Below are 23,370 nucleotides of genomic sequence, written 5' to 3' on the forward strand. Positions count from 1 at the left end.
TAACTTAATGAAGCCAACACCCCTATGGCGCAAAGAATAACGAGAACTTTACCCCTAAATAATTTGGGTCATAGGTAGGCGGCAAATTAAGTTATCTCGATGAGCATACACAAGTATGTGATTCGAATAACTTAATGAAGCCAACACCCCTATGGCGCAAAGAATGACGGGGGGTTTAAGCACCTTCAGTCTTAGACCAAGTATCGCGCAACCCAACCGTCCGATTAAACACTAAATTATCAGCGCTGCTCAACTGGCTATCCGCGCAGAAATACCCTTCGCGTTCAAATTGATACGCTTTTTCAGGTGCTGCGTTTTTCAAGCTTGGCTCAACAAAACCTTGGCGAATAATTAATGATTCAGGGTTAAGCACCGCTAAGAAATCATCTTCTGCTGCCGGGTTCGGCACTGTAAATAAACGATCGTACAGGCGAATTTCTGCTGGCAATGCATGTGCTACACTAACCCAATGAATAACACCTCTGACTTTACGGCCATCGGCTGGGTCTTTATTTAACGTATCTGCATCATAAGTACAGAATATCGTGGTGATATTACCTTCTGCATCTTTTTCAATACGTTCGGCTTTAATGATATAAGCATTACGCAAACGAACTTCTTTGCCTAAAACGAGACGTTTATATTGTCGGTTAGCTTCTTCACGGAAATCGGCGCGATCAATATAAAGTTCATTGCTAAATGGCACTTCACGTGTCCCCATCTCAGGTTTATTTGGATGGTTAGGTGCATTTAGGATTTCTTCACCACTGGTTTTGTTTTCAATCACTAAACGAACGGGATCGATAACCGCCATTGCGCGTGGTGCAGACTCGTTCAAATCATCACGAATACAAGATTCCAGTGATGCCATTTCAACGTTGTTATCTTGCTTAGTCACACCAATGCGTTGGCAAAATTCACGAATAGAAGCTGCGGTATAACCGCGACGACGTAGACCTGAGATGGTCAACATACGCGGGTCATCCCAACCATTAACGTGTTTTTCCATCACTAATTGGTTCAGCTTACGCTTCGACATCACGGTATATTCGAGATTCAAGCGTGAAAACTCATACTGGCGCGGATGACAATCAATCGTGATGTTATCCAATACCCAGTCATATAAACGACGGTTATCTTGGAATTCCAAGGTACACAGTGAATGTGTAATGCCTTCTAACGCATCAGAAATACAGTGGGTAAAGTCATACATCGGGTAGATGCACCACTTATTACCTGACTGGTGATGTTCCGCAAACTTAATACGATATAGAACAGGATCACGCATAACCATAAAAGGTGATGCCATATCGATTTTCGCACGTAAGCAGGCTTTACCTTCATCAAAACCACCCGCACGCATTTTTTCAAATAAGGCTAAGTTGTCTTCAATTAAGCGTTCACGATAAGGGCTATTTTTACCCGGCTCTTTTAATGTGCCGCGATATTCACGAATTTCTTCTGGGCTTAACTCATCAACATAAGCAAGGCCTTTTTTAATAAGCTCAATCGCATATTGATATAGCGTATCAAAGTAATCCGATGAGTAACGAACATTACCTGTCCATTCAAAACCAAGCCACTTCACATCGTTTTGAATTGAATTAACGTACTCGACGTCTTCTTTAACCGGGTTAGTATCATCAAAGCGGAGGTTACATTGGCCTTTATAATCCTGCGCGATGCCAAAGTTCAAGCAGATTGATTTCGCATGACCAATGTGTAAATAGCCATTCGGTTCAGGTGGAAAACGGGTATGCACCGAAGTGTGTTTTCCACTCGCCAGATCTTCATCTATGATCTGACGGATAAAATTTGTTGGGCGAGCATCTGCCTCATTCATTGTCATCATTCCTCAATGCCGAAAGCGCGCTAAAAGCGTGTAGTATTTGAATATATTCTACCATAATCCATCAGGAAACAACCGTTTGATTGAGGTTAGCCAACAAAAGAGGTACCAAAGGGTTCATTTTATTAAAAAAGCACAATTATCCCGAGAAATATCACACCAATAACATCACACAAAGCACAATCATAAGCAGGATAGGATAACTTTGTGCATGTCGCTTATCGCTTAAATAAGGCATTAAAACAGCGGCAAATCGGATCCCTAGCCAAGACGAAGCAATTAGGATTAATGCGCCTTTTATATAAATCATACCAATAAAACCAGCACCTAATTCAAGGTGCTTTGCCACGGCAAAATAAAAATAGGTCAATGTTCCGGTTATTGCCATTGGTAGCGTTAATGGATTCGCAAAGGCCGCTGCTTGGATCATACTGGCGCCACGACGTCGCATTAATGGCACTGTCATTACGCTGCCACCAACCCCTAAGAATGCAGCAACGGCGCCAATAACGACACCGATTGGCGTATCCGCAAAAATTCCCCCTTTCGAGGGTGCTATACCATTCGGATCCGTTGTCATAAAGCCAGGACGAATAAAACAGTCCAAAATTGTCACAACTAAATAGCCAATAAAAATCCAGCGGATCCATTCACTTTCTACCGACAAAGCAACGAACGCTCCCGCAATACCACCTAATGATATTGGAATAATAAATGGCCGAATGATTTTCCAGCTAAGATTACCTTTCAAATAATGTGCCCGACTCGATAAAGTCGAAGAGAAAATCATCACACACGTTGAAGTTGCAACCGCAATTTGCATTGCGACATCTCCGGCGTTGCTACGCGGCCCCCAAACAACTGTAATCAATGCATATAACAACGGAACAGTAATAAAACCGCCACCAAAACCAAATAATGCCGTCGTGATCCCTGAAATAAAGCCAAACAAGCCAAGAAGAAGATCCACCGATAAATCCCCATAAATAAATTAGGTTTTTATCATATCGCTGAAAAAAGCCACTTGCTTATGCGGATCTGACAACCTAGTTTGAGATTGCGCCAAAATTATTAACAAACGTAACGTATTCGCTACAATTGAATGGAGTTCACACTAAAATAAATAGATGTTGATACTGCCAATAATTCTGTTTAAGAATAGGGAAAAATAAATCGTTAATAGTGAAGTTCATCGATGAAATGCATTAACTGTAATGAGCACGAAGCAAATAAAGAGTCGGGATGGTGTAATCAGTGTGAACAATTAGAAATCCATAAAATCAACGGCGTGCTATATCTCCCTGCTTTAGGGTTGATAATTACCGTATTACTGTCGATATTTGGTGGATATCAAATCACACAAATACTGCTGTATTATTATGAAAATACTCAAGCTATTCCCACATTTTATATTGGTGCGATTGTCTTGCAATTTAGCTATATTGCACTAACCCTTTTGGCATGTTGGTTTTTCTTTAATAAGAAAAAAGTGATCAAAAAGGTCATTATTCCTTATTATATTTTCGCCCTAATCATAACTCTATATTTCACGGTTGGGCTGTCTTCTGTTTATGGCGCTAAATTAACCAGTACCGATTTCCAACAAATTATTTCGAGTACTTTTAGTGCGATAATCTGGGTTTCCTACTTTCTGCGTTCAAAACGGATAGCACAGGTTTTTACGCAATAATTGTCATAAAAAAAATGCCAGTTAACCGAAGTTAGCTGGCATTTATATCTAAAACTAATTTAAAAGGATTATTTTAATACGTTATAAATAACCGTTTTACCGGCAATCACTTCGCCTTCAACTAAAATCTCAACCCCTGCAAAATCATCAATATTACTGATAATGACAGGGCTAATCATAGATTTTGCATTAGCTTCAAGGAAGGCTAGATCCAAGTTTAGAATTGGCGTTCCCGCTTCAACTTCAGCGCCCTCTTCAACTAAACGAGAACAACCTTCTCCTTTCAGTGCCACGGTATCGATGCCCATATGAACAATCAGCTCAACACCATTTTCTGTTTCCAAACAGAAGGCATGGTTAGTTTCAAAGATTTTAACCACTGTACCCGATGCAGGTGCAAGTACTTCACTGCTTGTCGGCTTGATAGCAATACCATCACCTACAATACGGCTTGAGAATGCTTCATCAGGCACATCGTCGAGTGAATAAACTTGACCACTAACAGGCGCAACCAACGATAAAACGATATTTCCTTTCGCTTTAGCTGGCTCACTGGCTTTTACGGCTGCCACTGCCGCAGCGGCTACTGGAGCAGATGCTGCAATAGGGCCTTTGGCGATAACGTCCGTCATTGCTTTAGCGACTAATTCAGCTCGAGTACCGACAATCACTTGTACGTTTTGTTTGTTCAGGCGGATAACCCCTGCTGCACCTAAACGTTTCGTCATCGCATCATTCACGACCGACGAATCTTTAACAGTTAGGCGCAAACGGGTAATACACGCATCAATATTCACGATGTTGTCGCTACCACCCACAGCAGAAACATACTGACGAGCTTCTTTTTGGATATCACTATCACCATTGTTAGCTGCGCTTAAACTCTCATCATAACCATCAATAGTTTCGTCATCTGAACTTTCTTCACGACCTGGGGTTAACAGGTTGAATTTACGTATCATGAAACGGAAAATTACATAGTAAATACAGAAGAAAACCAAGCCTTGAACAATCAACATAAACCACTTAACGGCTAATGGGTTACGTGTTTGTAATAGCATATCGACTAAACCAGCACTGAAGCCGAATCCTGAGATCCACTCCATGGATGCTGCAATATAAATAGAGATACCGGTTAATAGTGCGTGAATAACATACAACACAGGTGCCACGAACATAAATGAGAATTCAAGTGGTTCGGTAATACCTGTAAAGAAGGCAGCAAATGCCCCCGCAATCATGATACCAGCGACTTTGGCTTTATTTTCAGGACGCGCGCAATGATAGATAGCTAATGCCGCACCGGGTAAACCAAACATCATAATTGGGAAGAAACCTGCCTGATAACGACCGGTAATGCCAACAGTTGCTAGACCTGCATCGATGGACTTAGCACCGCCAAGGAAGTTAGGAATATCATTAATACCCGCAACATCAAACCAGAATACGGAGTTCAATGCATGATGCAGACCAACAGGAATAAGTAAACGGTTAAAGAATCCGTAAATACCCGCGCCCACTGAGCCCATATCTTTAATGCTTTCACCGAAAGAAACTAATCCGTTATACACCACTGGCCAGACATACATCAGTATGAATGCCAGAATGATCATCAGGAATGAAGTTAAAATCGGTACAAGGCGGCGACCACTGAAGAATGACAACGCTTTAGGTAGTTCGACACCACTATAGCGATTATACAATTCAGCTGACAACACACCCACTAAGATACCAACAAACTGGTTATTGATTTTATTGAACGCCGCTGGCACTGATTCCAATGGTACATTCATAATCATGGAATAAGATGCAGGAGAACACAGGGTTGTGACGACTAAAAAGCCGACAAAACCGGTTAGCGCAGCAGCACCATCTTTATCTTTTGACATTCCATAGGCAACACCGATCGCAAACAGCACGGACATATTATCAATAATTGCCGCACCAGATTTAATCAGTAACGCCGCGATTGCGCTATTGGCTCCCCAACCATCTGGGTCAATCCAATAACCAATCCCCATTAGGATTGCTGCGGCAGGTAGTACTGCAACTGGCACCATAAGTGCCCTACCAATCCGCTGTAAGTAGCTAAGAATATTCACAAACTCCCCCTTTATAGCCCGATTATTGTCCCATTTACGGGATCTTATTTTTCATACACCTAAAGAATAGTTTAGGTGATTGAGAGTATCAATTTGATAGTTTAAATTAATTGTTTCGCGTTGCAAAATAAATAGGTGAAATTTGTGATAAAAGTCAACGAATAGATCGATGCCATGCCTAAATTAGTGGCTATTATCCAAAACTTATTTTATGATTAAAAATAACTTTTTTACAGTATTAAACGGTATATTCTCAACGCGATGAAAAATGCCTGTTGCTGCGACAATCGATAGCATCGAAACAACAAACAAAGTCACCAAATAATCCTATAATTTAGGTAGCTAAGTACAATCAACGCATACACAATTTTAATGATGACGAGTATTCCTATATCCAATGAATAAAATCAGGGATACACATATATATGAAAGATTTCACAGACTTAATTAGAGGTAAAATGACATGAGGCTTCTCCCACTGAATAATGCGCATGATGTCGGTGTATGGTCCGCACAATATATCGCTGATAAAATCAACGCATTCAACCCAACGACAGATCGCCCATTTGTGCTTGGGCTGCCTACTGGTGGAACCCCCCTTGCGACTTACAAAGCATTAATTGCTTTATACCAAGCAGGGAAAGTGAGTTTTAAGCATGTTGTAACATTCAACATGGATGAATATATCGGTATTCCAGCCGATCATCCGCAAAGTTATCGAACCTTTATGTTTGAAAACTTCTTTAATCATATTGATATTCAAGAACAAAACGTCAATTTATTGAATGGCAATGCGCCTGATGTTGATGCGGAATGCCAACGTTATGAAGATAAAATAAAATCCTATGGGAAAATTAATTTATTCATGGGTGGTGTGGGTAATGATGGTCATATCGCATTCAATGAGCCCGGCTCATCACTCAATTCCCGTACCCGCATCAAGACCTTAACACCTGAAACACGCCAAGCAAACTCTCGTTTTTTTGACAACGATATCAATCAAGTGCCTAAGTTTGCATTAACCGTTGGCGTCGCGACATTAATGGATGCAGAGGAATTAATGGTGCTGGCAACGGGTGCCAACAAAGCAAATGCTGTTCATGCCGCTGTCGAAGGCTCAATTAACCACTTATGGACCGTGAGCTGCGTACAAATGCACCCAAAAGCGCTGATCGTCTGTGACGAACCTGCAACGCTTGAATTAAAAGTTAAAACACTTAAATATTTCAAACAGCTAGAATCAGAAATTATTGAAAAGTTTAACTAGTACGATACCCCAATAATATTAAATAGCCGGTCAGTGAATACGGATCGGTGAATGTTTTTTCTTTCAGAGATCAGGAGTTTTAAGCCATGTATGCACTCACTAATTGCATTATTTATACCGGTCATGAAAGACTGGATAACCATGCGGTCATCATTGATGGTGAAATCATTAAAGATGTTTGTCCTGTCTCTGAGCTACCTGCAACAATCACTCGGCACGATTTAAAAGGTGCGGTGCTTTCCCCTGGATTTATTGATTTACAAGTCAATGGCTGTGGCGGTGTGCAATTCAATGACAATAAAGAAAATGTGACATTGAAAAACCTCGAAATAATGCAAAAAGCCAATCAACGCACGGGGTGCACCAGTTACCTACCAACATTAATCACCTGTTCGGATGATCTTATGAAGCACGGTATCAGCGTGATGGCTGAGTACTTAAAAGATCATAAAAACCAAGCGCTTGGTTTACATCTTGAAGGTCCATATATTAATGTTATTAAGAAAGGGACACATAACCCTGAGTTTATTCGCCAACCTTCCGCTGAAATGATTGACTATCTCGCCGCTCATGCTGATGCCATCACCAAAGTAACATTAGCACCAGAAATGGTTGATAAACGCTTTATTCATCAATTGAAAGAGGCTGGCATTATCATTTCAGCAGGCCACTCAAATGCGACTTACGAAGAAGCTAAACTCGGTTTTAAAGCGGGGATCCGCTTTTCAACACACCTTTTCAATGCGATGCCATATATTTCAGGTCGTGGCCCAGGCTTAGTCGGCGCTATCTATGATACACCCGAAGTTTACGCTGGCATTATTGCAGATGGTCTTCATGTTCAGTGGGCTAATATTCGTAATAGCAAGCAACTTAAAGGCGATAAACTGATTTTAGTGACGGATGCAACAGCACCAGCAGGTATTGATCCTCAAACTGGTGAAATGGATCATTTTATCTTTGCAGGGAAAACAATATACTACCGTGATGGATTGTGTGTTGATGAAAACGGCACACTCAGCGGTTCATCTCTCACCATGATTGATGCCGTTAAAAATAGTGTAGAACACGTAGGCATAGCATTAGGTGAAACATTAAGAATGGCGACACTCTATCCAGCAAGAGCGATAGGTGTAGACGCGACTTTAGGTTCCATCGTTCCCGGTAAAATTGCTAACTTAACTGCGTTTAACCACGACTTCCGAGTCCTTGCCACTTATGTGAACGGAGAAGAAGTCTACAAAAATGAGTAAATAGCTAATGAATCAAAGCCACTCGCTAAAGCAAATTGGTAATATTGATCTCGTAAAACAACTGAATAGTGCCGTGGTATATAGCCTGATTGACCAAAATGGGCCAATATCAAGAATTCAAATCGCGGAACAAAGCCAACTTGCCCCAGCAAGTGTCACTAAGATCACACGCCAGTTACTCGAACGTGGTTTAATTAAAGAAGTTGATCAACAGGCCTCCACAGGAGGCCGTCGTGCCATCTCCATCGTTTCTGAGTATAAAAATTTTCATACCATTGGTGTGCGCCTAGGCCGCTACGATGCGACCATTGCACTGTATGATCTCAGTGGAAAAATGATTATTGATGGCCACTACCCCATCATAGAGCAATCACAACAAGCCGTTGAACAGAAACTCATTGCGGCTTTAGAAGACTTTATTGATATCAGCCAAAAGCGCATTAAAGAGCTTATCGCTATTTCGGTTATTCTTCCCGGTCTCGTCAATCCTAATCGCGGCATTGTGCATTACATGCCTCATATTAAGGTTGATAATTGGCATCTTATCGATAACCTGCAAAACCATTTTAATATTACCTGTTATGCCGGGCATGATATTCGTAGCTTGGCACTGGCAGAAAGCTATTTTGGGGCAACTCGAGACTGTGAAGATTCACTGCTGGTACGAATTCACCGCGGTGCAGGGGCAGGTTTAGTTATTAATAAAGAGATACTGCTCAATCATCGTGGAAATTTAGGGGAAATTGGCCATATTCAAGTCGACCCTCTGGGTGAACTTTGCCACTGTGGTAACTTTGGTTGCCTTGAGACTATTGCTTCCAACCAAGCTATCGAAGCGCGCGTAAAACAACGCTTAGAGCAAGGCTATGCAAGCTCCCTGACACTAGAAACCTGTACTATTTCGCATATTTGTCAGGCAGCTAATAAAAATGACCCTCTGGCAACAGAAGTGATCCAGCATGTTGGTCGACAAATCGGTAAAGCTATCGCCATCACAATTAACTTATTTAATCCCGAAAAAGTGGTGATCGCCGGCGATATTACTGAAGCTGAACAAATTTTGCTGCCTGCGATCCAAAGTTGTATTGATACTCAAGCCCTAAAAGGGTTTCGTGAGAACTTACCGATTGTGACTTCTCAGCTTGTTCATAACTCGGCTATTGGTGCTTTCGCTCTTACAAAACGAGCAATGTTAAATGGTGAGTTGCTGCAAAAATTATTTGAGAATTAGGCAAAAAATCACAACCAGTGAATTGTTACGATTCATAATTTTTTCAATTATAGGGTTGTTTTTTGCTGTCTTTATGGACAAAATGATTATTCATCAAACAAACAGACGCATTTTCTAAAAAATAGTGCAAAAAGCTGTTGACTGTACTGCTTGTAATTAGCATAATGCGCCCCGCAACGCCGATGAAGGTAATGCAAAAGAGTTGGCTATGTAGCTCAGCTGGTTAGAGCACAACACTCATAATGTTGGGGTCACAGGTTCGAATCCCGTCATAGCCACCATATTTGCGGGAGTGGCGAAATTGGTAGACGCACCAGATTTAGGTTCTGGCGCCGCAAGGTGTGCAAGTTCAAGTCTTGTCTCCCGCACCATTTTCCTTCTCGGTAGAATTGAATTTAAGATTGGGGTATCGCCAAGCGGTAAGGCACCAGGTTTTGATCCTGGCATTCCCAGGTTCGAATCCTGGTACCCCAGCCATCTTAATAAAATTTATTGCGAGTATCCTCGGATGGGGTATCGCCAAGCGGTAAGGCACCAGGTTTTGATCCTGGCATCCCCAGGTTCGAATCCTGGTACCCCAGCCAACTACTTCCCTATCAGGGTTGTCTTAGAGTAATTTCTTTAGTACTGAATATTAGAATGGCTATGTAGCTCAGCTGGTTAGAGCACAACACTCATAATGTTGGGGTCACAGGTTCGAATCCCGTCATAGCCACCATGTTTGCGGAAGTGGCGAAATTGGTAGACGCACCAGATTTAGGTTCTGGCGCCGCAAGGTGTGCGAGTTCAAGTCTCGCCTTCCGCACCATTCCCTTGAAGGGAACAAGATTTTAAATTGGGGTATCGCCAAGCGGTAAGGCACCAGGTTTTGATCCTGGCATTCCCAGGTTCGAATCCTGGTACCCCAGCCAATCCCTCGTTAGATAATATTCCCATAATTTAAAGCAATATCCCCCCCTGCAATAATCCCTATTTTTACCAAGTAAAAAACTTAATCTTATTATCAATTTTAATACGTAATCACGTAAATCCATCTTTTATTTTGCTTCCCTTTTACGCTATTGCTCCGTCCCGAACTCTGACCAATCACCGATATAACGCTATTCTAGTTACCTTGACGTTTATTTAACACTATGATTATTAATTAACCGCCACTTAATTTTTCAGAGTGTTATCAAAGCAACATTTCAGACATATTATTTACCTTTGCATAACTTTTCTATTAATTATGTGACTTCTATCATTTCTATTTAGCAGGCTAAAGTGGTAATCTGCCCGCGAATTGTAGTTAGGTAAGATTAATCGTAAATGCGCTATTTTCAGCCTCTTATCATTAAAAATTTCTGTCCAATCTTCCATTCCATAAAAATCAGTTCTCAAAACCTAAAACATTAGTTCAAAAAAAACCTAATAATTATAAATTGCCATCACGCAATATTTTTACAGAGAAAATTTATGCGAAACATAATAAAGCAACCACTATATAAAATCCTATATGTACAGGTTATTGTCGCCATCGTGCTGGGTATCGCGTTAGGCCACTTTTTCCCGGACGTAGGGGAATCATTAAAACCGCTTGGTGATGCTTTCATCAAAATCGTTAAAATGATTATCGCCCCCGTTATTTTCCTGACAGTCGTGACTGGTATATCGGGTATGTCTAATATGAAAGCGGTAGGAAGCGTTGCGGGTAAAGCAATGCTGTATTTCATTACCTTTTCAACCGTTGCCTTGATTATCGGCCTTATCGTTGCCAATGTTATTCGTCCTGGTGATGGTCTTAATATTGACCCTGCAACGCTGGATAATGCCAAAGTGGCTGGTTATGTCGCAAAAGCGCACGAATCCTCCATTGTCGGCTTCTTTATGAATATCATCCCTGACACGGTGATAAGCCCATTGGTGAATGGCAACATTCTACAGGTTCTATTTATTGCGGTTATTTTTGGATTGGCACTAGCAGCGACAGGTAAGCACGGAGAGCCCATCGTCAAGCTGCTACAAAACTTCTCTGAGCCCGTATTTAAAATGGTTGCCATGTTAATGAAGCTAGCGCCTATCGGGGCATTTGGTGCGATGGCATTTACCATTGGTAAATATGGAATATCCTCCATCGGTAACCTGATGATGTTGATAATGACATTCTATATCACTTCATTGTTGTTTGTTTTAGTGGTACTGGGCGCTGTTGCGAAATATAACGGCTTCTCCATTATCCAATTAATTAAATATATTAAAGATGAATTATGGCTAGTGTTAGGTACTTCATCTTCAGAGGCTGCATTACCAAGCCTAATGCGAAAAATGGAACATGCGGGTTGTGAGAAATCTGTCGTGGGGCTTGTCATCCCGACCGGTTATTCATTTAACCTTGATGGTACTAATATTTATATGACCATGGCTGCGCTGTTCATTGCACAAGCCACTAATATCGAACTCTCCATTTGGGAACAAGTTTCGTTATTATTAGTTGCAATGATCAGTTCTAAAGGGGCTGCGGGTGTAACTGGTGCAGGTTTCATCACCTTAGCCGCAACATTAATGGTTGTTCCAAGTATCCCTGTCGCAGGTATGGCACTGATCCTCGGTATTGACCGCTTTATGTCTGAGTGCCGCGCACTGACCAACTTAGTCGGCAATGCCTGCGCCTGTATCGTTGTTGCGCGTTGGGAAAAAGAGTTAGATACCGAAAAACTCGCGCACGCGTTCTCCGCTAAAAATGAAACGCTTGATGATGTCCTTACCGAAGATGACAACATCAATACAGATGTCAGTGAAGCTCAACCGATTGACCTTGCTAACAACAAATAATATTAGTTCTAATACGAAATAAGCGGCTAAATAGCCGCTTATTTTTTGTCATCTGCTAAATCTCAGATAGTATGGTTACAACCCTAAAGCATATTTCAGCGCAAGCTTTTTCGCTTCTCCCGCTCTTTGTGCTGCCATCAACCCAAGATTACGAAACATTTTTAGCCCCGGAAGATCCTCACTGAATGCCATGTAAAAAACATCCATGCCAGCTTGCATTACTAAATTATCCGGTAAACGTTTACGTTGATAACGTTTTAAAACATCTAAGCTATACCAAGGTTCGATACATTCTCTTGCACGGATCACCACATTAAGCAGCGCATCCACATCACGATAACCTAAATTAACCCCCTGTCCTGCCAATGGATTAATGGTATGAGCCGCATCACCAATCAATGCTAACCCATCAATAACATAACGATTTGCATGATGGCGGGTTAATGGGAATGCTCCCGCTGCAATCGCCGTTACCTTTCCTAAGCGCTCAGGAAACGCTTCAGTGATAGCATCAGTCAATTGTTGCATTGACATTGACTGTAAGCGTCTTATTTTAGCCGGACTGTCATACCAGACCAAAGAGGCCCAATTATCGTATAGTGGTAAAAATGCTCTTGGACCTGATGGGAAGAATTGCTGCCATGTTTTATCTTGCTGAGGCTCGGAAGTTTGAATCGAAATCAACATACATGACTGCCGGTATTGCCAACCACGACTACCGATACCCGCCAGCTTACGCACCTGGGAGTTAGCACCATCAGCCCCGACGACCAACTTAGTCTGCAAGGTTCGATGATCATCAAGTTCGATAACCCACTCTGATTGCCCTTTCGGCTGATAAAGATTCACCAACTGTGCTGGGCAAATCAACTCGAGGTTGCTGTATTTTTTGCATTCACGCCATAACGCTAATTGCAATACGCGGTTTTCCACCATAAAGCCCAGTTCAGGCAGCCCGAGACTATTGGCATCAAAAATAACATTACTGCCAACGTCTTCCCATGTTTCTAATTCGCGATAAGGCGCGCTACGCATGGCCTCTACATGTTGCCATGCGCCAAGTTGTTGTAATAATTCAACGGAGGATCGGCTTATGGCTGAAATACGCACATCAGGTGCACTTTGTGCGTCAAACTCTATCGGTTGCGCTTTTTCAAGTAGCGCAACACGCAACCCTTCTTGGGCGAGGCCCAATGCAGCAGCTGCACCCGTCATTCCCGCACCGACGACTACAGCATCATAAAATTCTGTTAGTTTATTCATCACGTTAGCTACTGTTAACTGTTTGACTGGCATAGTGTACCGAAAATTTATTACGCTCGCAGGGAATATCTACGTTTCAGCGCTAGTCACTGATGCCTCAAATGAATACAATACGCCTTAATCTTTAAATTAATAGGCGAATAGCCTGCCCTTAAATAACACGTAATGGTATTATTTAACCATTCTATTACAGGGTAATACTGGCATTTTTATCATCGTATCATGATGTCCTTAATCAAAATGCAGACAGATTCCCAAAATAAGGCAGGACTTTGGATTTACAACGCCTTTCGGAGTCCATTACTTGCCACTTCGAAAACACCGGATATACGACATGTCGACGAATAAAAAGTTATACATTAAAACTTGGGGTTGCCAGATGAATGAGTATGACTCATCCAAAATGGTTTCTTTATTAGAAAGTACCCACGGATATCAACTCACAGAGGTTGCTGAAGAAGCGGATCTCTTGTTGCTAAATACGTGTTCTATCCGTGAAAAAGCCCAAGAAAAAGTTTTCCATCAACTGGGACGTTGGAAGTTTTTCAAAGATAGAAACCCTGATATTATTATCGGTGTTGGCGGCTGCGTCGCCTCTCAAGAAGGTGATTTCATTCGCCAGCGCGCACCGAGTGTTGATATCGTCTTTGGCCCACAAACGCTACATCGCTTGCCTGAAATGATTAATCAAGTAAAGGGAACCCGCAGCCCTGTTATTGATATCAGTTTCCCTGAAATTGAAAAATTTGACCGCATGCCAGAGCCGCGTGCTGAAGGTCCCACTGCGTTTGTCTCGATTATGGAAGGTTGCAATAAATATTGCACATTCTGCGTGGTTCCTTACACCCGTGGTGAAGAAGTTAGCCGCCCTTGTGATGATATATTATTTGAGATTGCCCAACTTGCGGCGCAAGGGGTACGTGAAGTTAACCTCTTAGGGCAGAACGTGAACTCCTATCGTGGTCTCACTTTTGATGGTGAAATCTGCTCATTTGCCGAATTACTTCGCCTTGTCGCCGCTATCGATGGTATTGACCGTGTACGTTTCACAACTAGCCATCCAATTGATTTCACAGATGATATAATTGAAGCTTACCAAGATACCCCTGAATTGGTTAGCTATTTGCATCTCCCAGTACAAAGTGGCTCTGACCGAATTCTGACCATGATGAAACGGGCACATACCGCACTTGAATATAAAGCCATTATCCGCAAATTACGCGAAGCGCGTCCTGGTATTCTGGTGAGCTCTGACTTCATTGTTGGTTTCCCCGGTGAAACAAATGATGATTTCGAAAAAACCATGAAACTGATTGCAGATGTTAACTTTGATATGAGCTTTAGCTTTGTCTACTCGGCACGCCCGGGGACACCCGCAGCTGACTTACCTGACGATGTTTCTGAAGATGAGAAAAAACAGCGTCTATATTTACTGCAACAACGTATTAATCAGCAAGCTTTGCATTTCAGTCGTACCATGGTAGGAACCGTTCAACGCGTTTTAGTCGAAGGGATTTCACGTAAAAATGTGATGGAAATCTCAGGGCGTACTGAAAATAGCCGTGTTGTAAACTTTGAAGGCTCGCCTGATATGATCGGTAAGTTTGTGGATGTCGAGATTGTTGATGCTTTCACTAACTCTCTACGCGGAAAAATCATTCGTACCGAAGAGCAGATGGGTCTACGTGTTAACGAGTCGCCAGCTTCTGTTATCGCACGTACTCGCAAAGAAGATGAACTTGGGGTTAGTCGTTACCAGCCATAAAAATGGGATACTCAGTGACCGAACAAAAAACATTGCAAATCGCAACACAAGAAATTTTTTTAGAGCCCGCAGATAATCAACGTTTAATGAGTCTTTGTGGGCCATTTGATGACAATATCAAGCAACTTGAACGTCGCCTTGCCGTTGAAATTAATCGTCGTGATAACCGATTCAAATTATCGGGTAAACCGCTTAATGTACAAGCCGCCAGCAAAATTTTGCGTCAGTTGTATGTGGATACCTCACCGATCCGCGGTGTTATTCCTGATATTGACCCAGAGAATATTCATTTGGCTATTTTAGACAGTCGTGTATTAGAACAAGCAGCTGATAGCGTCCCTGACTACGGCAAAGCGGTGAATATCAAGACTAAACGTGGTGTCATCAAGCCTCGCACGCCAAATCAAGCGCAATATATTGCCAATATTCTTGACCATGATATTACCTTTGGAATTGGTCCTGCTGGAACGGGGAAAACCTATCTCGCGGTTGCAGCGGCAGTTGACGCTTTAGAGCGCCAAGAAGTTCGCCGCATCATGCTTACCCGCCCTGCAGTTGAAGCGGGTGAAAAATTAGGTTTTTTACCTGGTGATTTAAGCCAAAAAGTTGATCCTTATCTGCGCCCACTTTATGACGCGCTCTTTGAGATGCTTGGCTTTGAAAAGGTCGAAAAATTAATCGAGCGCAATGTTATCGAAGTTGCGCCGTTGGCTTATATGCGCGGTCGTACACTAAATGACGCCTTTATCATTTTAGATGAAAGCCAAAACACCACCATCGAACAAATGAAAATGTTCTTAACCCGTATTGGCTTTAATTCCAAAGCGGTTGTGACGGGGGATATCACGCAAGTTGACTTACCTCGTGGCAGCAAATCCGGCTTAAGACACGCCATTGAAGTACTTTCAAATGTTGATGACTTGAGCTTTAACTTCTTCCACAGTGAAGACGTTGTACGCCACCCTGTTGTTGCTAAAGTCGTCATCGCTTATGAAGCATGGGAAGAACAAGACAATAAACGTCGTCAGCAACTTAGGGAAGAAAAAGAACAACAAAAAGATTTTGAAAGGCAGGAAAACAATTAAATGAGTAATGTCATTCTTGATTTACAAATTGCATGTGATAATGCAGAAGGCCTACCTTCTGAAGCCCTATTTCAACGTTGGTTGGATCAGGTGCTACCTAAATTTCAAGCAGAAAGTGAAGTCACCATCCGCCTTGTTGATGAAGCCGAAAGTCACGATTTAAACCTGACTTATCGGGGAAAAGATAAGCCGACAAACGTGCTTTCTTTCCCTTTTGAGGCCCCCCCTGAAATTGAGCTACCTTTACTGGGTGATTTAATTATCTGCCGTCAGGTTGTCGAACAAGAAGCCATTGAACAACAAAAAAGTGCTGAAGAACATTGGGCACATATGGTGATTCACGGTTGTTTGCATTTACTTGGTTATGATCATATCGAAGATGATGAAGCCGAAGAAATGGAAGCCTTAGAAACTGAAATCTTAGCTGAATTAGGTTACGCCGACCCCTATCTTGCAGAAAAAGAGTGACCTAACTATAATTTTCCAAGCGCCATTTTAAAAGAAAGCATTATTTTACAAAAAACTGACTGTAATTATCATGATAAACAGTCAGTTTTATGCTAAAAAGAATTGAATAAACTGTTTTATTAACTAACCTATATTCTAAGTACTTTGAAGCACGAGTTGCCGAGAGCAGCCAACAACGCTGTGGTTCGAAACATGACGAGTAATACTCTAAATAATTCGAATTACAGCTAGGCGGCCAACGAGGATATCCCGATGAGCATATACAAATATGCGATTCGGGTGGCCGAGAGCAGCCAACAACGCTGTGGTTCGAAGTATGACGAGTATAAACTGAGGAATAAGAAATTAACCGCCATGAGCGACGATAACCCTTCGAGTAGCGACAACCCTGGCCCTAAAAAAGGGTTCTTTGCACTTTTAAATCACCTTTTTCATGGTGAACCTAAAAATCGTGATGATTTAGTCGAATTAATTCGCGACTCTGAACAAAACGATTTAATCGACCCTGATACCCGAGAAATGCTTGAGGGGGTAATGGATATCGCAGATCAGCGTGTACGTGACATTATGATCCCGCGTTCTCAAATTGTTACCTTAAAGCGTAATCAAACCCTCGATGAGTGCCTCGATGTTATCATCGATTCGGCACATTCACGCTTTCCGGTTATCAGTGAAGATAAAGACCATATTGAAGGGCTATTAATGGCAAAAGATTTATTGCCATTTATGCGTACCGATGCAGAACCTTTCAGTATTGATAAAGTGTTACGCCAAGCCGTTGTGGTTCCTGAAAGCAAAAGAGTGGACAGATTACTCAAAGAGTTCCGCTCTCAGCGTTACCATATGGCGATTGTTATCGATGAGTTTGGTGGTGTTTCCGGCCTCGTAACCATTGAAGATATTTTAGAGTTAATTGTGGGTGAAATTGAAGATGAATACGACGATCAAGATGATGTCGATGTTCGCCAATTAAGCCGACATTCATACTCCGTCAGAGCCCTGACACAGATCGAAGACTTCAATGATGCATTTGGTACCCATTATAGTGATGACGAAGTAGATACTGTCGGCGGCTTGGTGATGCAAGCATTCGGCCATTTACCTTCTCGTGGTGAAACAATTACAATAGATAACTATCAATTTAAAGTTGCTATGGCTGACAGTCGTCGGATCCTTCTACTCCATGTAAAAATCCCTGACGATGCGCCTGTTCCTACTTTGGAAGAAGAACAGACTTAATGAATTCACCATCCATTTTTCAAAGCCAGTGGTTTAGACTGCTGCTGGCTTTACTCTTTGGAGCCAGTGGTACACTGGCTTTTTCGCCTTTTGACATCTGGCCTGCCGCATTACTGAGTATTTTATTCCTCCAATTACTCACCATCAATCGAAACACCAAACAATCTTTTGCTATTGCATTTGCATGGGGATTTGGTTTATTCGGCAGTGGTGTCAATTGGGTTTACGTCAGTATTGCAGACTTCGGCGGTATGCCTGAAGCCGTCAATGTATTTATTGTTATCTTACTTGCTGCCTATTTAGCCCTCTACCCTGGGCTCTTTGGCGCGCTGCTTGCCCGCTTTACACCAAAAGCTAACATCTGGCGGTTTGTATTTGCAGCGCCTGCATTCTGGCAACTGACTGAATTTCTACGTGGATGGGTATTAACTGGCTTCCCTTGGTTACAGTTTGGCTACAGCCAAATTGATGGGCCAATGAACGCTTTGGCACCAATATTTGGTGTCGAAATGATAACACTACTGTTATTTTGTATAAGTGGATTGATTGCACTTGCCATCGTTCGCCGCAGCTTTATCGCTCTGGCCGCCGCCGCTATATTGCTATTTTCACCTTTACTGCTTAAAAGCATCCAATGGTTCACCCCCCTTGAGTCAGACAAAATACAAGTCGCCTTAGTACAGGGAAATATTCCACAATCAATGAAGTGGGAAGCTGGGTTTTTACAACAAACCAAAGATACCTATATGGCGCTTTCAAGGCCGTATATTGGCAAAGCATCATTAATTATTTGGCCTGAATCAGCAGTACCTTCTGTGGAGTTAGATAACCAAGTTTGGCTTAAATCTCTCGACAAATTGCTTTCAGATACCAATACTAAATTGATTACTGGCATTGTTGATGCTAGGCCTATAGACGGTGAATATGAATTCTATAACACCATTATTGTGTTAGGGGATGAAAAACCGTATCTCTATCCGTCTAAAAACCGTTATAACAAACACCATTTAGTCCCATTTGGTGAATTTGTTCCTTTAGAAGATATCCTAAGACCTATTGCCCCTTTCTTTAATTTACCCATGTCAAGTTTCAGCCGTGGTGATTACCAACAAGCCCAGCTTGCCGTTGGGAACATTCATTTAACGGCTGCAATTTGCTATGAAATTATTTTAGGCTCTCAAGTTCGGGATAATTTCAAACCTGATACTAACTACTTGTTGACGGTGTCTAACGATGCATGGTTTGGGCAATCTATCGGTCCATGGCAACACTTTCAAATGGCACGAATGCGTTCCCTTGAACTCGGACGCCCTTTACTGCGTTCAACCAATAATGGCGTCACGGCTGTTATTCGAGCCGATGGTACGGTACAAGATATTTTGCCTCAGTTTAAAGCCGCAACGCTGGCGACAGAGGTAACACCAACGACTGGGTTAACCCCTTACGCTCGTTGGAGCAATTATCCTATGTGGGGAATGGTTATTGTGCTTGGTTTAATAGGGTTTATATTTAATCGACGCCAAAAATACTAATTTTTTACCAAAATATTAATGAAGACCTCGATTGTTATCATTGACACAATCGAGGTTTTTTTTATGACTATTGCAATAATTAAATTAGCCAATAAGCCGCCCTTGTACATTTGCTATCTCGATTGAAGCAATGCAACCGGCATTAAAAAGAAGGAAATCATCTTCAATACCATCGGAAAAAATCACGCTATTTTCTGGCATTAAAGATTCTAATAATAATGGTGTATTTTTTTCTATCGAACCAAAAACTAAATTTACGCCGGTGGTTTTACTCAAAAAAGGCTCTCGGACACTAAACTGTAGTCGATTTTCTCCCCAACCAAACCCTTGCGATAGTGGATGTTTATTTGCCCCTGAAATCGCTTGAGCACCTGCTAAAATAGATTGAAACCAACCGGTTGAACCTAACCCTGTCGAGACAATGATGCCCGATGATGATTGAACTTCTTGCTGCCCATTCCATTTCACGGCATAACGCGCTGATGTATGACTTTTGGGTCCAATAAACAAGTCATTTACTGCGAGTATTGATTGCCCATCATTCGTCGTTGCTTGGGCAAAAGTGACTGATTTATGCGTGACCTTATTTTTTAGTGTATTAGAGACAATCTCATGTAACTGCCCTATTTCAAAGGGCAATAATTTACCATCCCAACGTGTGGGATCCGGATTTATCGCTATAACGGGTTGACCGTTTAAATATTTAAGGGTATTTGCGACCAAACCATCCTGCCCGATCACAATGACAATATCTCGTGATGAAAACTGGTAGCTCGGTAATAATTTTCTTTCTAATAATTGAAAACGACCTAATAATTTAAGTATTGATTCAGCCTGAGTTAACTGTCTCTGATAATTATCATGCTCTTCAAGATAATCATTCACCTCCACATTATTATGTTCAAGGTAAAACTTAGCTTGTGGCCAAGTATTAAACCGCTCAATCAGTTCTTGTAAACGTGTTTTCCTCATCACTAACACAAAACGTACATCCGCTGATCCGCTCATGATTTTTGCCCTTTCTTCATTAACTGACCGAATAAATCAGGGGAAATATTTAATTCGCCAATTTTTCCTGCATTTTGCGCTAAAGATTCGAATGCCATTGCCATCAATTGCTCTGGATTCATTTTTGCCAACGCCATTGCTTTTAGATTTTCAACGGGTAAGTGGCTATAAGCTTTCATTTTTGATTCAATTGAATAAGCGTCTGCATCAGATTGAATTCTTTGGTTTTCAACACTTAGCGCGACTAACTCATTACGCTTCGCTTCCGAATGCACCTGTGCAACTAATTCTTCTTGCTCAATTTCAGCCTTTTCACGTAACAAAGTACGTTCATTATCGAGACGAGCCTCTGCAATTTGCTGCTGTTTGGCTTGCACGGATAAATCTGTTTCTAATTCAGCTTCTTTAATTGTTCTTTCTTGCTCTACTGAAAATTTGCGTCTTGCATAGATGGCATCGTCTGCTTCTTTAAGAATCGATTCTCTCGCTTGCGCTTCTAATGCTTTTAACGTCTCTGGTGATGGCGTAATCGCCGCAATTGAAACATCTAAAATTTGAATACCGAGTGAATCGACTGAGGAATGATCAGTAAGTTGCTTCGTCACCAGACTGACTAATGATTGGCTCATCAACAATGCATCACGTAGAGATGTACTTTGAATTTTGGCTTGGATCAGCGTTTGAGCCGTGCGCACTACCCGATCACTTAACTTCAACGGATCCTCGGATGCATAAGATTTACCATCTTTCGTTAGATTGAAATTTAAAACATCTGCCGTTTTCTCCGGTGATTTCACCTGAAACGAAATTTGTCCTTGAATACGCAAACTTTGGAAGTCCGCTGTTTGTAAATTAAAAATAAACGGTGCTTCTTGTGCATTCAAGGGTAAAGCGGCGATAGATGTGGTATCTGAGTTGTACCAAAAGCTGATCCCTTTACCTTGTTTACGTACTGAACCATTCACGGATTGAATAACGAATGTTGATGAATCTGATTTGAAATATTTAAAGTTAAACATATGTAGCTCCTATTAATGTCTTAATGACAGTAATTAATTATTGTCTTATAGACACTAACAAGTCAAGACATAAATGTCTTAATGACAATAAGTATTTTTTAACGTATGATTTCATCATTGGTCATTAACCTTGGTTTAAATGCTAACACGATGAATGAAAAAGATTTTTTAGAAAATTATAATCGAAATGATTATTTATCCCCTTTAATTAGCGTCGATACTGTTTTATTCACATACCATGAAAATACACTAAAAGTACTTTTAGTTGAGCGAGCGAACCATCCCGAAAAAGGCAAATGGGGACTTCCGGGAGGCTTTATTGATGAAAGCTGTGATAACACGCTGGAAGATACCGTTTTACGCAAGCTAAAAGAGAAGACGGGCGTGATCCCTCCTTATATTGAGCAGCTTTGTACAGTAGGGGGTCAGCAACGAGATAAACGTGGGTGGTCTGTCACCGTTTGTTATACCGCACTCATCGCGCACCAATCTTGTGAAGCGCATATTGATAGTGTGGATTCAGTGCGATGGGTTTCTATTGATGAAATTGAAAGTATGTCGCTTGCCTTTGATCATAGAGAACTTTACCAGCAAGCACATGAACGTTTAAGACAGAAATCGCTATATTCCATCGTACCCGGCTTTGCGTTGCCTGATGTATTTACTTTGTCGGAATTGCAGCATGTGCATGAAGTGTTAATTGGCAAGTCGATACAAAATAAATCCTTCAGACGCCGTTTAGAACAAGCAGATTTATTGATTGATACGGGAGAAAAACGTCACGAACGTGGCAGACCGGCAAATCTGTATCGACTAAAATCACAATCTGCTGACTATCGTTTTATTCGAAATTTAGAATTTTAAGCTCGGTGATTGCCCCATGGATCAGAGTCTGGATAATCAGGCTCATCCATCTCATCGTCACTGAATGAATCTAAATATAGCACTTCTACCTCAGCGCGGGCCCAAGGTGTTCTACGCAAGAATTTTAAACTCGATTTAACACTAGGATCGCTTTTAAAACAATTGATCTTGATAAGGTTACTTAACTTATTCCAACCATATTTGGCAACCAATGCGTTAATCTGCATTTCAAGTGTCACACCATGTAATGGGTCTTTAGAATTGTGTGCTGTCATGGTCTATCCTGTTAAGTACCGCAAAAAATTATGGAGAAGGTAACCAATCAACATAATGCATGCAAGTAAAAAATAGGAAATTAATGCGTTAAAACGCGAGCCGATATTCAACAACTGCGTTTTAACCATTATTCTCTTTAAAACGAAGCTAACCACAAACGCGTTTTTAGCCCCAAATAGCTTGTCCATCCTGTCGTAAAACTCACTAACTCGCCTTTATCAATAATCATAAATGTGGGTGTAGCGCTCACGCCTACAATATTGGCAAGCTGCCCATTGATGTCATTAATAACAGGAAATTCTAATTCCTTCTTTTCCATTCCAGTAAGCAGACGCGATGTTTCACCTGATCGTATTGCGATGGAGATAACAGGTACTCCCGACTTAGATAAATCAGAGACTGTGGGTGATGTTATTTTACAGACCCCACACCATGTCGCCCAAAAATAAACTAAGATCGGCTGTTCTTTACTAAGTTCTGCTAATGAAATTGTTTCGCCATTAGCCAGTGCCTGCGATTCCAACAATACCGGAGCTAAGCTTTGTGGCTTACGCCAAAGGTCCATCACCGTAAAAGCAACAAATAAAATAATTGCCAATACAATAAGTTCTTTAGACCACTTTTTTAATCTAGTCATAGTGTTTAACC

General features: G+C 41.5%; 19 protein-coding genes and 7 tRNA genes. 18 read left to right on the top strand and 8 right to left on the bottom strand.

Features of this window, described 5'->3' with window-relative positions; translation table 11 throughout:
* Positions 1-175 precede the first annotated feature (175 nt).
* Both glnS and M998_RS05725 read right to left on the bottom strand, forming a co-directional pair.
* Entirely contained in the window at positions 176-1,843 is a 1,668-nt protein-coding gene (gene glnS, locus M998_RS05720; protein ID WP_068908001.1) for a glutamine--tRNA ligase, read from the bottom strand.
* 160 nt (positions 1,844-2,003) lie between these two features.
* Positions 2,004-2,819 (bottom strand): sulfite exporter TauE/SafE family protein, encoded by an 816-nt coding sequence (locus M998_RS05725; RefSeq protein ID WP_068908003.1) that lies wholly within the window; start codon positions 2,817-2,819, stop codon positions 2,004-2,006.
* Positions 2,820-3,044: 225 nt separating this feature from the next.
* On the opposite strand from M998_RS05725, the gene M998_RS05730 reads away from it, so the two are divergent.
* On the top strand, positions 3,045-3,539 hold the full coding sequence (locus M998_RS05730; protein ID WP_068441500.1) for a DUF2569 family protein: 495 nt from the start codon (positions 3,045-3,047) through the stop codon (positions 3,537-3,539).
* A 68-nt stretch (positions 3,540-3,607) separates the two neighbouring features.
* Here the strand turns inward: M998_RS05730 and nagE are convergent, their stop codons facing one another.
* Positions 3,608-5,641: an N-acetylglucosamine-specific PTS transporter subunit IIBC gene (nagE, locus tag M998_RS05735; protein WP_068908005.1), complete on the bottom strand. Its 2,034-nt coding sequence runs from the start codon at positions 5,639-5,641 to the stop codon at positions 3,608-3,610.
* Positions 5,642-6,104: 463 nt separating this feature from the next.
* On the opposite strand from nagE, the gene nagB reads away from it, so the two are divergent.
* The 11 genes from nagB to M998_RS05790 all read left to right on the top strand — a co-directional run bounded on the left by nagB (position 6,105) and on the right by M998_RS05790 (position 12,203).
* Entirely contained in the window at positions 6,105-6,908 is an 804-nt protein-coding gene (gene nagB, locus M998_RS05740) for a glucosamine-6-phosphate deaminase (protein ID WP_068441493.1), read from the top strand.
* A gap of 86 nt (positions 6,909-6,994) precedes the next feature.
* Positions 6,995-8,161 (top strand): N-acetylglucosamine-6-phosphate deacetylase, encoded by a 1,167-nt coding sequence (gene nagA, locus M998_RS05745; RefSeq protein WP_068908006.1) that lies wholly within the window; start codon positions 6,995-6,997, stop codon positions 8,159-8,161.
* Between the two features lie 7 nt (positions 8,162-8,168).
* The gene (gene nagC, locus M998_RS05750) at positions 8,169-9,392 is read left to right on the top strand and encodes a DNA-binding transcriptional regulator NagC (RefSeq protein WP_068908009.1); all 1,224 of its coding nucleotides are present in this window, start codon (positions 8,169-8,171) and stop codon (positions 9,390-9,392) included.
* 204 nt (positions 9,393-9,596) lie between these two features.
* Positions 9,597-9,673, top strand: a tRNA-Met gene (locus tag M998_RS05755).
* A gap of 5 nt (positions 9,674-9,678) precedes the next feature.
* Positions 9,679-9,763 (top strand) — tRNA-Leu (locus M998_RS05760).
* 31 nt (positions 9,764-9,794) lie between these two features.
* Positions 9,795-9,869: transfer RNA gene (locus M998_RS05765), tRNA-Gln, on the top strand.
* Between the two features lie 32 nt (positions 9,870-9,901).
* Positions 9,902-9,976, top strand: a tRNA-Gln gene (locus tag M998_RS05770).
* A 57-nt stretch (positions 9,977-10,033) separates the two neighbouring features.
* Positions 10,034-10,110: transfer RNA gene (locus M998_RS05775), tRNA-Met, on the top strand.
* A gap of 5 nt (positions 10,111-10,115) precedes the next feature.
* Positions 10,116-10,200, top strand: a tRNA-Leu gene (locus tag M998_RS05780).
* Positions 10,201-10,228: 28 nt separating this feature from the next.
* Positions 10,229-10,303, top strand: a tRNA-Gln gene (locus M998_RS05785).
* 544 nt (positions 10,304-10,847) lie between these two features.
* On the top strand, positions 10,848-12,203 hold the full coding sequence (locus M998_RS05790) for a dicarboxylate/amino acid:cation symporter (protein WP_068908011.1): 1,356 nt from the start codon (positions 10,848-10,850) through the stop codon (positions 12,201-12,203).
* A gap of 75 nt (positions 12,204-12,278) precedes the next feature.
* Here M998_RS05790 and ubiF read toward each other — a convergent pair whose 3' ends face one another.
* Positions 12,279-13,466 (bottom strand): 3-demethoxyubiquinol 3-hydroxylase, encoded by a 1,188-nt coding sequence (gene ubiF, locus M998_RS05795; protein WP_068908013.1) that lies wholly within the window; start codon positions 13,464-13,466, stop codon positions 12,279-12,281.
* A 334-nt stretch (positions 13,467-13,800) separates the two neighbouring features.
* Here ubiF and miaB point away from each other — a divergent pair, with 334 nt between their 5' ends.
* The 5 genes from miaB to lnt all read left to right on the top strand — a co-directional run bounded on the left by miaB (position 13,801) and on the right by lnt (position 19,555).
* Positions 13,801-15,231 carry a tRNA (N6-isopentenyl adenosine(37)-C2)-methylthiotransferase MiaB gene (gene miaB / locus M998_RS05800; protein ID WP_068908014.1) on the top strand — a complete coding sequence of 477 codons (1,431 nt, stop codon included), beginning with the start codon at positions 13,801-13,803 and terminating at the stop codon, positions 15,229-15,231.
* 2 nt (positions 15,232-15,233) lie between these two features.
* Positions 15,234-16,316, top strand: coding sequence for a PhoH family protein (locus tag M998_RS05805; RefSeq protein WP_111750963.1), 1,083 nt, complete (start codon positions 15,234-15,236; stop codon positions 16,314-16,316).
* Positions 16,317-16,784, top strand: a complete 468-nt coding sequence (gene ybeY / locus M998_RS05810) for an rRNA maturation RNase YbeY (RefSeq protein WP_068908016.1) — start codon at positions 16,317-16,319, stop codon at positions 16,782-16,784.
* Between the two features lie 354 nt (positions 16,785-17,138).
* A complete protein-coding gene (gene corC / locus M998_RS05815) occupies positions 17,139-18,023 on the top strand; it encodes a CNNM family magnesium/cobalt transport protein CorC (RefSeq protein WP_068441748.1) in 885 nt (294 codons plus the stop codon).
* Positions 18,023-19,555 (top strand): apolipoprotein N-acyltransferase, encoded by a 1,533-nt coding sequence (gene lnt / locus M998_RS05820; protein WP_068908018.1) that lies wholly within the window; start codon positions 18,023-18,025, stop codon positions 19,553-19,555. The genes corC and lnt overlap by 1 nt, the downstream gene beginning before the upstream one ends.
* Positions 19,556-19,639: 84 nt before the next feature.
* Here lnt and M998_RS05825 read toward each other — a convergent pair whose 3' ends face one another.
* Positions 19,640-20,563: a diacylglycerol kinase catalytic domain-containing protein gene (locus M998_RS05825; protein WP_068908020.1), complete on the bottom strand. Its 924-nt coding sequence runs from the start codon at positions 20,561-20,563 to the stop codon at positions 19,640-19,642.
* Complete coding sequence (locus M998_RS05830) at positions 20,560-21,582, bottom strand: SPFH domain-containing protein (protein WP_068441468.1); 1,023 nt, start codon at positions 21,580-21,582, stop codon at positions 20,560-20,562. Before M998_RS05830 ends, M998_RS05825 begins: the two co-directional genes overlap by 4 nt.
* 150 nt (positions 21,583-21,732) lie before the next feature.
* Here M998_RS05830 and M998_RS05835 point away from each other — a divergent pair, with 150 nt between their 5' ends.
* Entirely contained in the window at positions 21,733-22,446 is a 714-nt protein-coding gene (locus tag M998_RS05835) for an NUDIX hydrolase (RefSeq protein ID WP_068908057.1), read from the top strand.
* Here M998_RS05835 and M998_RS05840 read toward each other — a convergent pair.
* Together M998_RS05840 and M998_RS05845 are read right to left on the bottom strand one after the other, a co-directional pair.
* On the bottom strand, positions 22,443-22,721 hold the full coding sequence (locus M998_RS05840; protein ID WP_068908022.1) for a VF530 family protein: 279 nt from the start codon (positions 22,719-22,721) through the stop codon (positions 22,443-22,445). The genes M998_RS05835 and M998_RS05840 overlap by 4 nt on opposite strands.
* Before the next feature lie 137 nt (positions 22,722-22,858).
* Entirely contained in the window at positions 22,859-23,359 is a 501-nt protein-coding gene (locus M998_RS05845) for a protein disulfide oxidoreductase (protein WP_068441462.1), read from the bottom strand.
* Between the last annotated feature and the right edge of the window lie 11 nt (positions 23,360-23,370).

It is taken from the genome of Providencia heimbachae ATCC 35613, from assembly GCF_001655055.1.
In the GTDB taxonomy this organism is placed as follows: Bacteria; Pseudomonadota; Gammaproteobacteria; order Enterobacterales; family Enterobacteriaceae; genus Providencia; species Providencia heimbachae.

What these genes read in the sequence shown, in the direction of transcription:
- glnS (WP_068908001.1), bottom strand. Translation starts at nt 1,843, where the DNA reads ATGAATGAGGCAGATGCTCGCCCAACAAATTTTATCCGTCAGATCATA.
- M998_RS05730 (WP_068441500.1), top strand. Translation starts at nt 3,045, where the DNA reads ATGAAATGCATTAACTGTAATGAGCACGAAGCAAATAAAGAGTCGGGA.
- nagB (WP_068441493.1), top strand. Translation starts at nt 6,105, where the DNA reads ATGAGGCTTCTCCCACTGAATAATGCGCATGATGTCGGTGTATGGTCC.
- nagA (WP_068908006.1), top strand. Translation starts at nt 6,995, where the DNA reads ATGTATGCACTCACTAATTGCATTATTTATACCGGTCATGAAAGACTG.
- nagC (WP_068908009.1), top strand. Translation starts at nt 8,169, where the DNA reads ATGAATCAAAGCCACTCGCTAAAGCAAATTGGTAATATTGATCTCGTA.
- M998_RS05790 (WP_068908011.1), top strand. Translation starts at nt 10,848, where the DNA reads ATGCGAAACATAATAAAGCAACCACTATATAAAATCCTATATGTACAG.
- ubiF (WP_068908013.1), bottom strand. Translation starts at nt 13,466, where the DNA reads ATGAATAAACTAACAGAATTTTATGATGCTGTAGTCGTCGGTGCGGGA.
- miaB (WP_068908014.1), top strand. Translation starts at nt 13,801, where the DNA reads ATGTCGACGAATAAAAAGTTATACATTAAAACTTGGGGTTGCCAGATG.
- M998_RS05805 (WP_111750963.1), top strand. Translation starts at nt 15,234, where the DNA reads ATGGGATACTCAGTGACCGAACAAAAAACATTGCAAATCGCAACACAA.
- ybeY (WP_068908016.1), top strand. Translation starts at nt 16,317, where the DNA reads ATGAGTAATGTCATTCTTGATTTACAAATTGCATGTGATAATGCAGAA.
- corC (WP_068441748.1), top strand. Translation starts at nt 17,139, where the DNA reads ATGAGCGACGATAACCCTTCGAGTAGCGACAACCCTGGCCCTAAAAAA.
- lnt (WP_068908018.1), top strand. Translation starts at nt 18,023, where the DNA reads ATGAATTCACCATCCATTTTTCAAAGCCAGTGGTTTAGACTGCTGCTG.
- M998_RS05825 (WP_068908020.1), bottom strand. Translation starts at nt 20,563, where the DNA reads ATGAGCGGATCAGCGGATGTACGTTTTGTGTTAGTGATGAGGAAAACA.
- M998_RS05830 (WP_068441468.1), bottom strand. Translation starts at nt 21,582, where the DNA reads ATGTTTAACTTTAAATATTTCAAATCAGATTCATCAACATTCGTTATT.
- M998_RS05835 (WP_068908057.1), top strand. Translation starts at nt 21,733, where the DNA reads ATGAATGAAAAAGATTTTTTAGAAAATTATAATCGAAATGATTATTTA.
- M998_RS05840 (WP_068908022.1), bottom strand. Translation starts at nt 22,721, where the DNA reads ATGACAGCACACAATTCTAAAGACCCATTACATGGTGTGACACTTGAA.
- M998_RS05845 (WP_068441462.1), bottom strand. Translation starts at nt 23,359, where the DNA reads ATGACTAGATTAAAAAAGTGGTCTAAAGAACTTATTGTATTGGCAATT.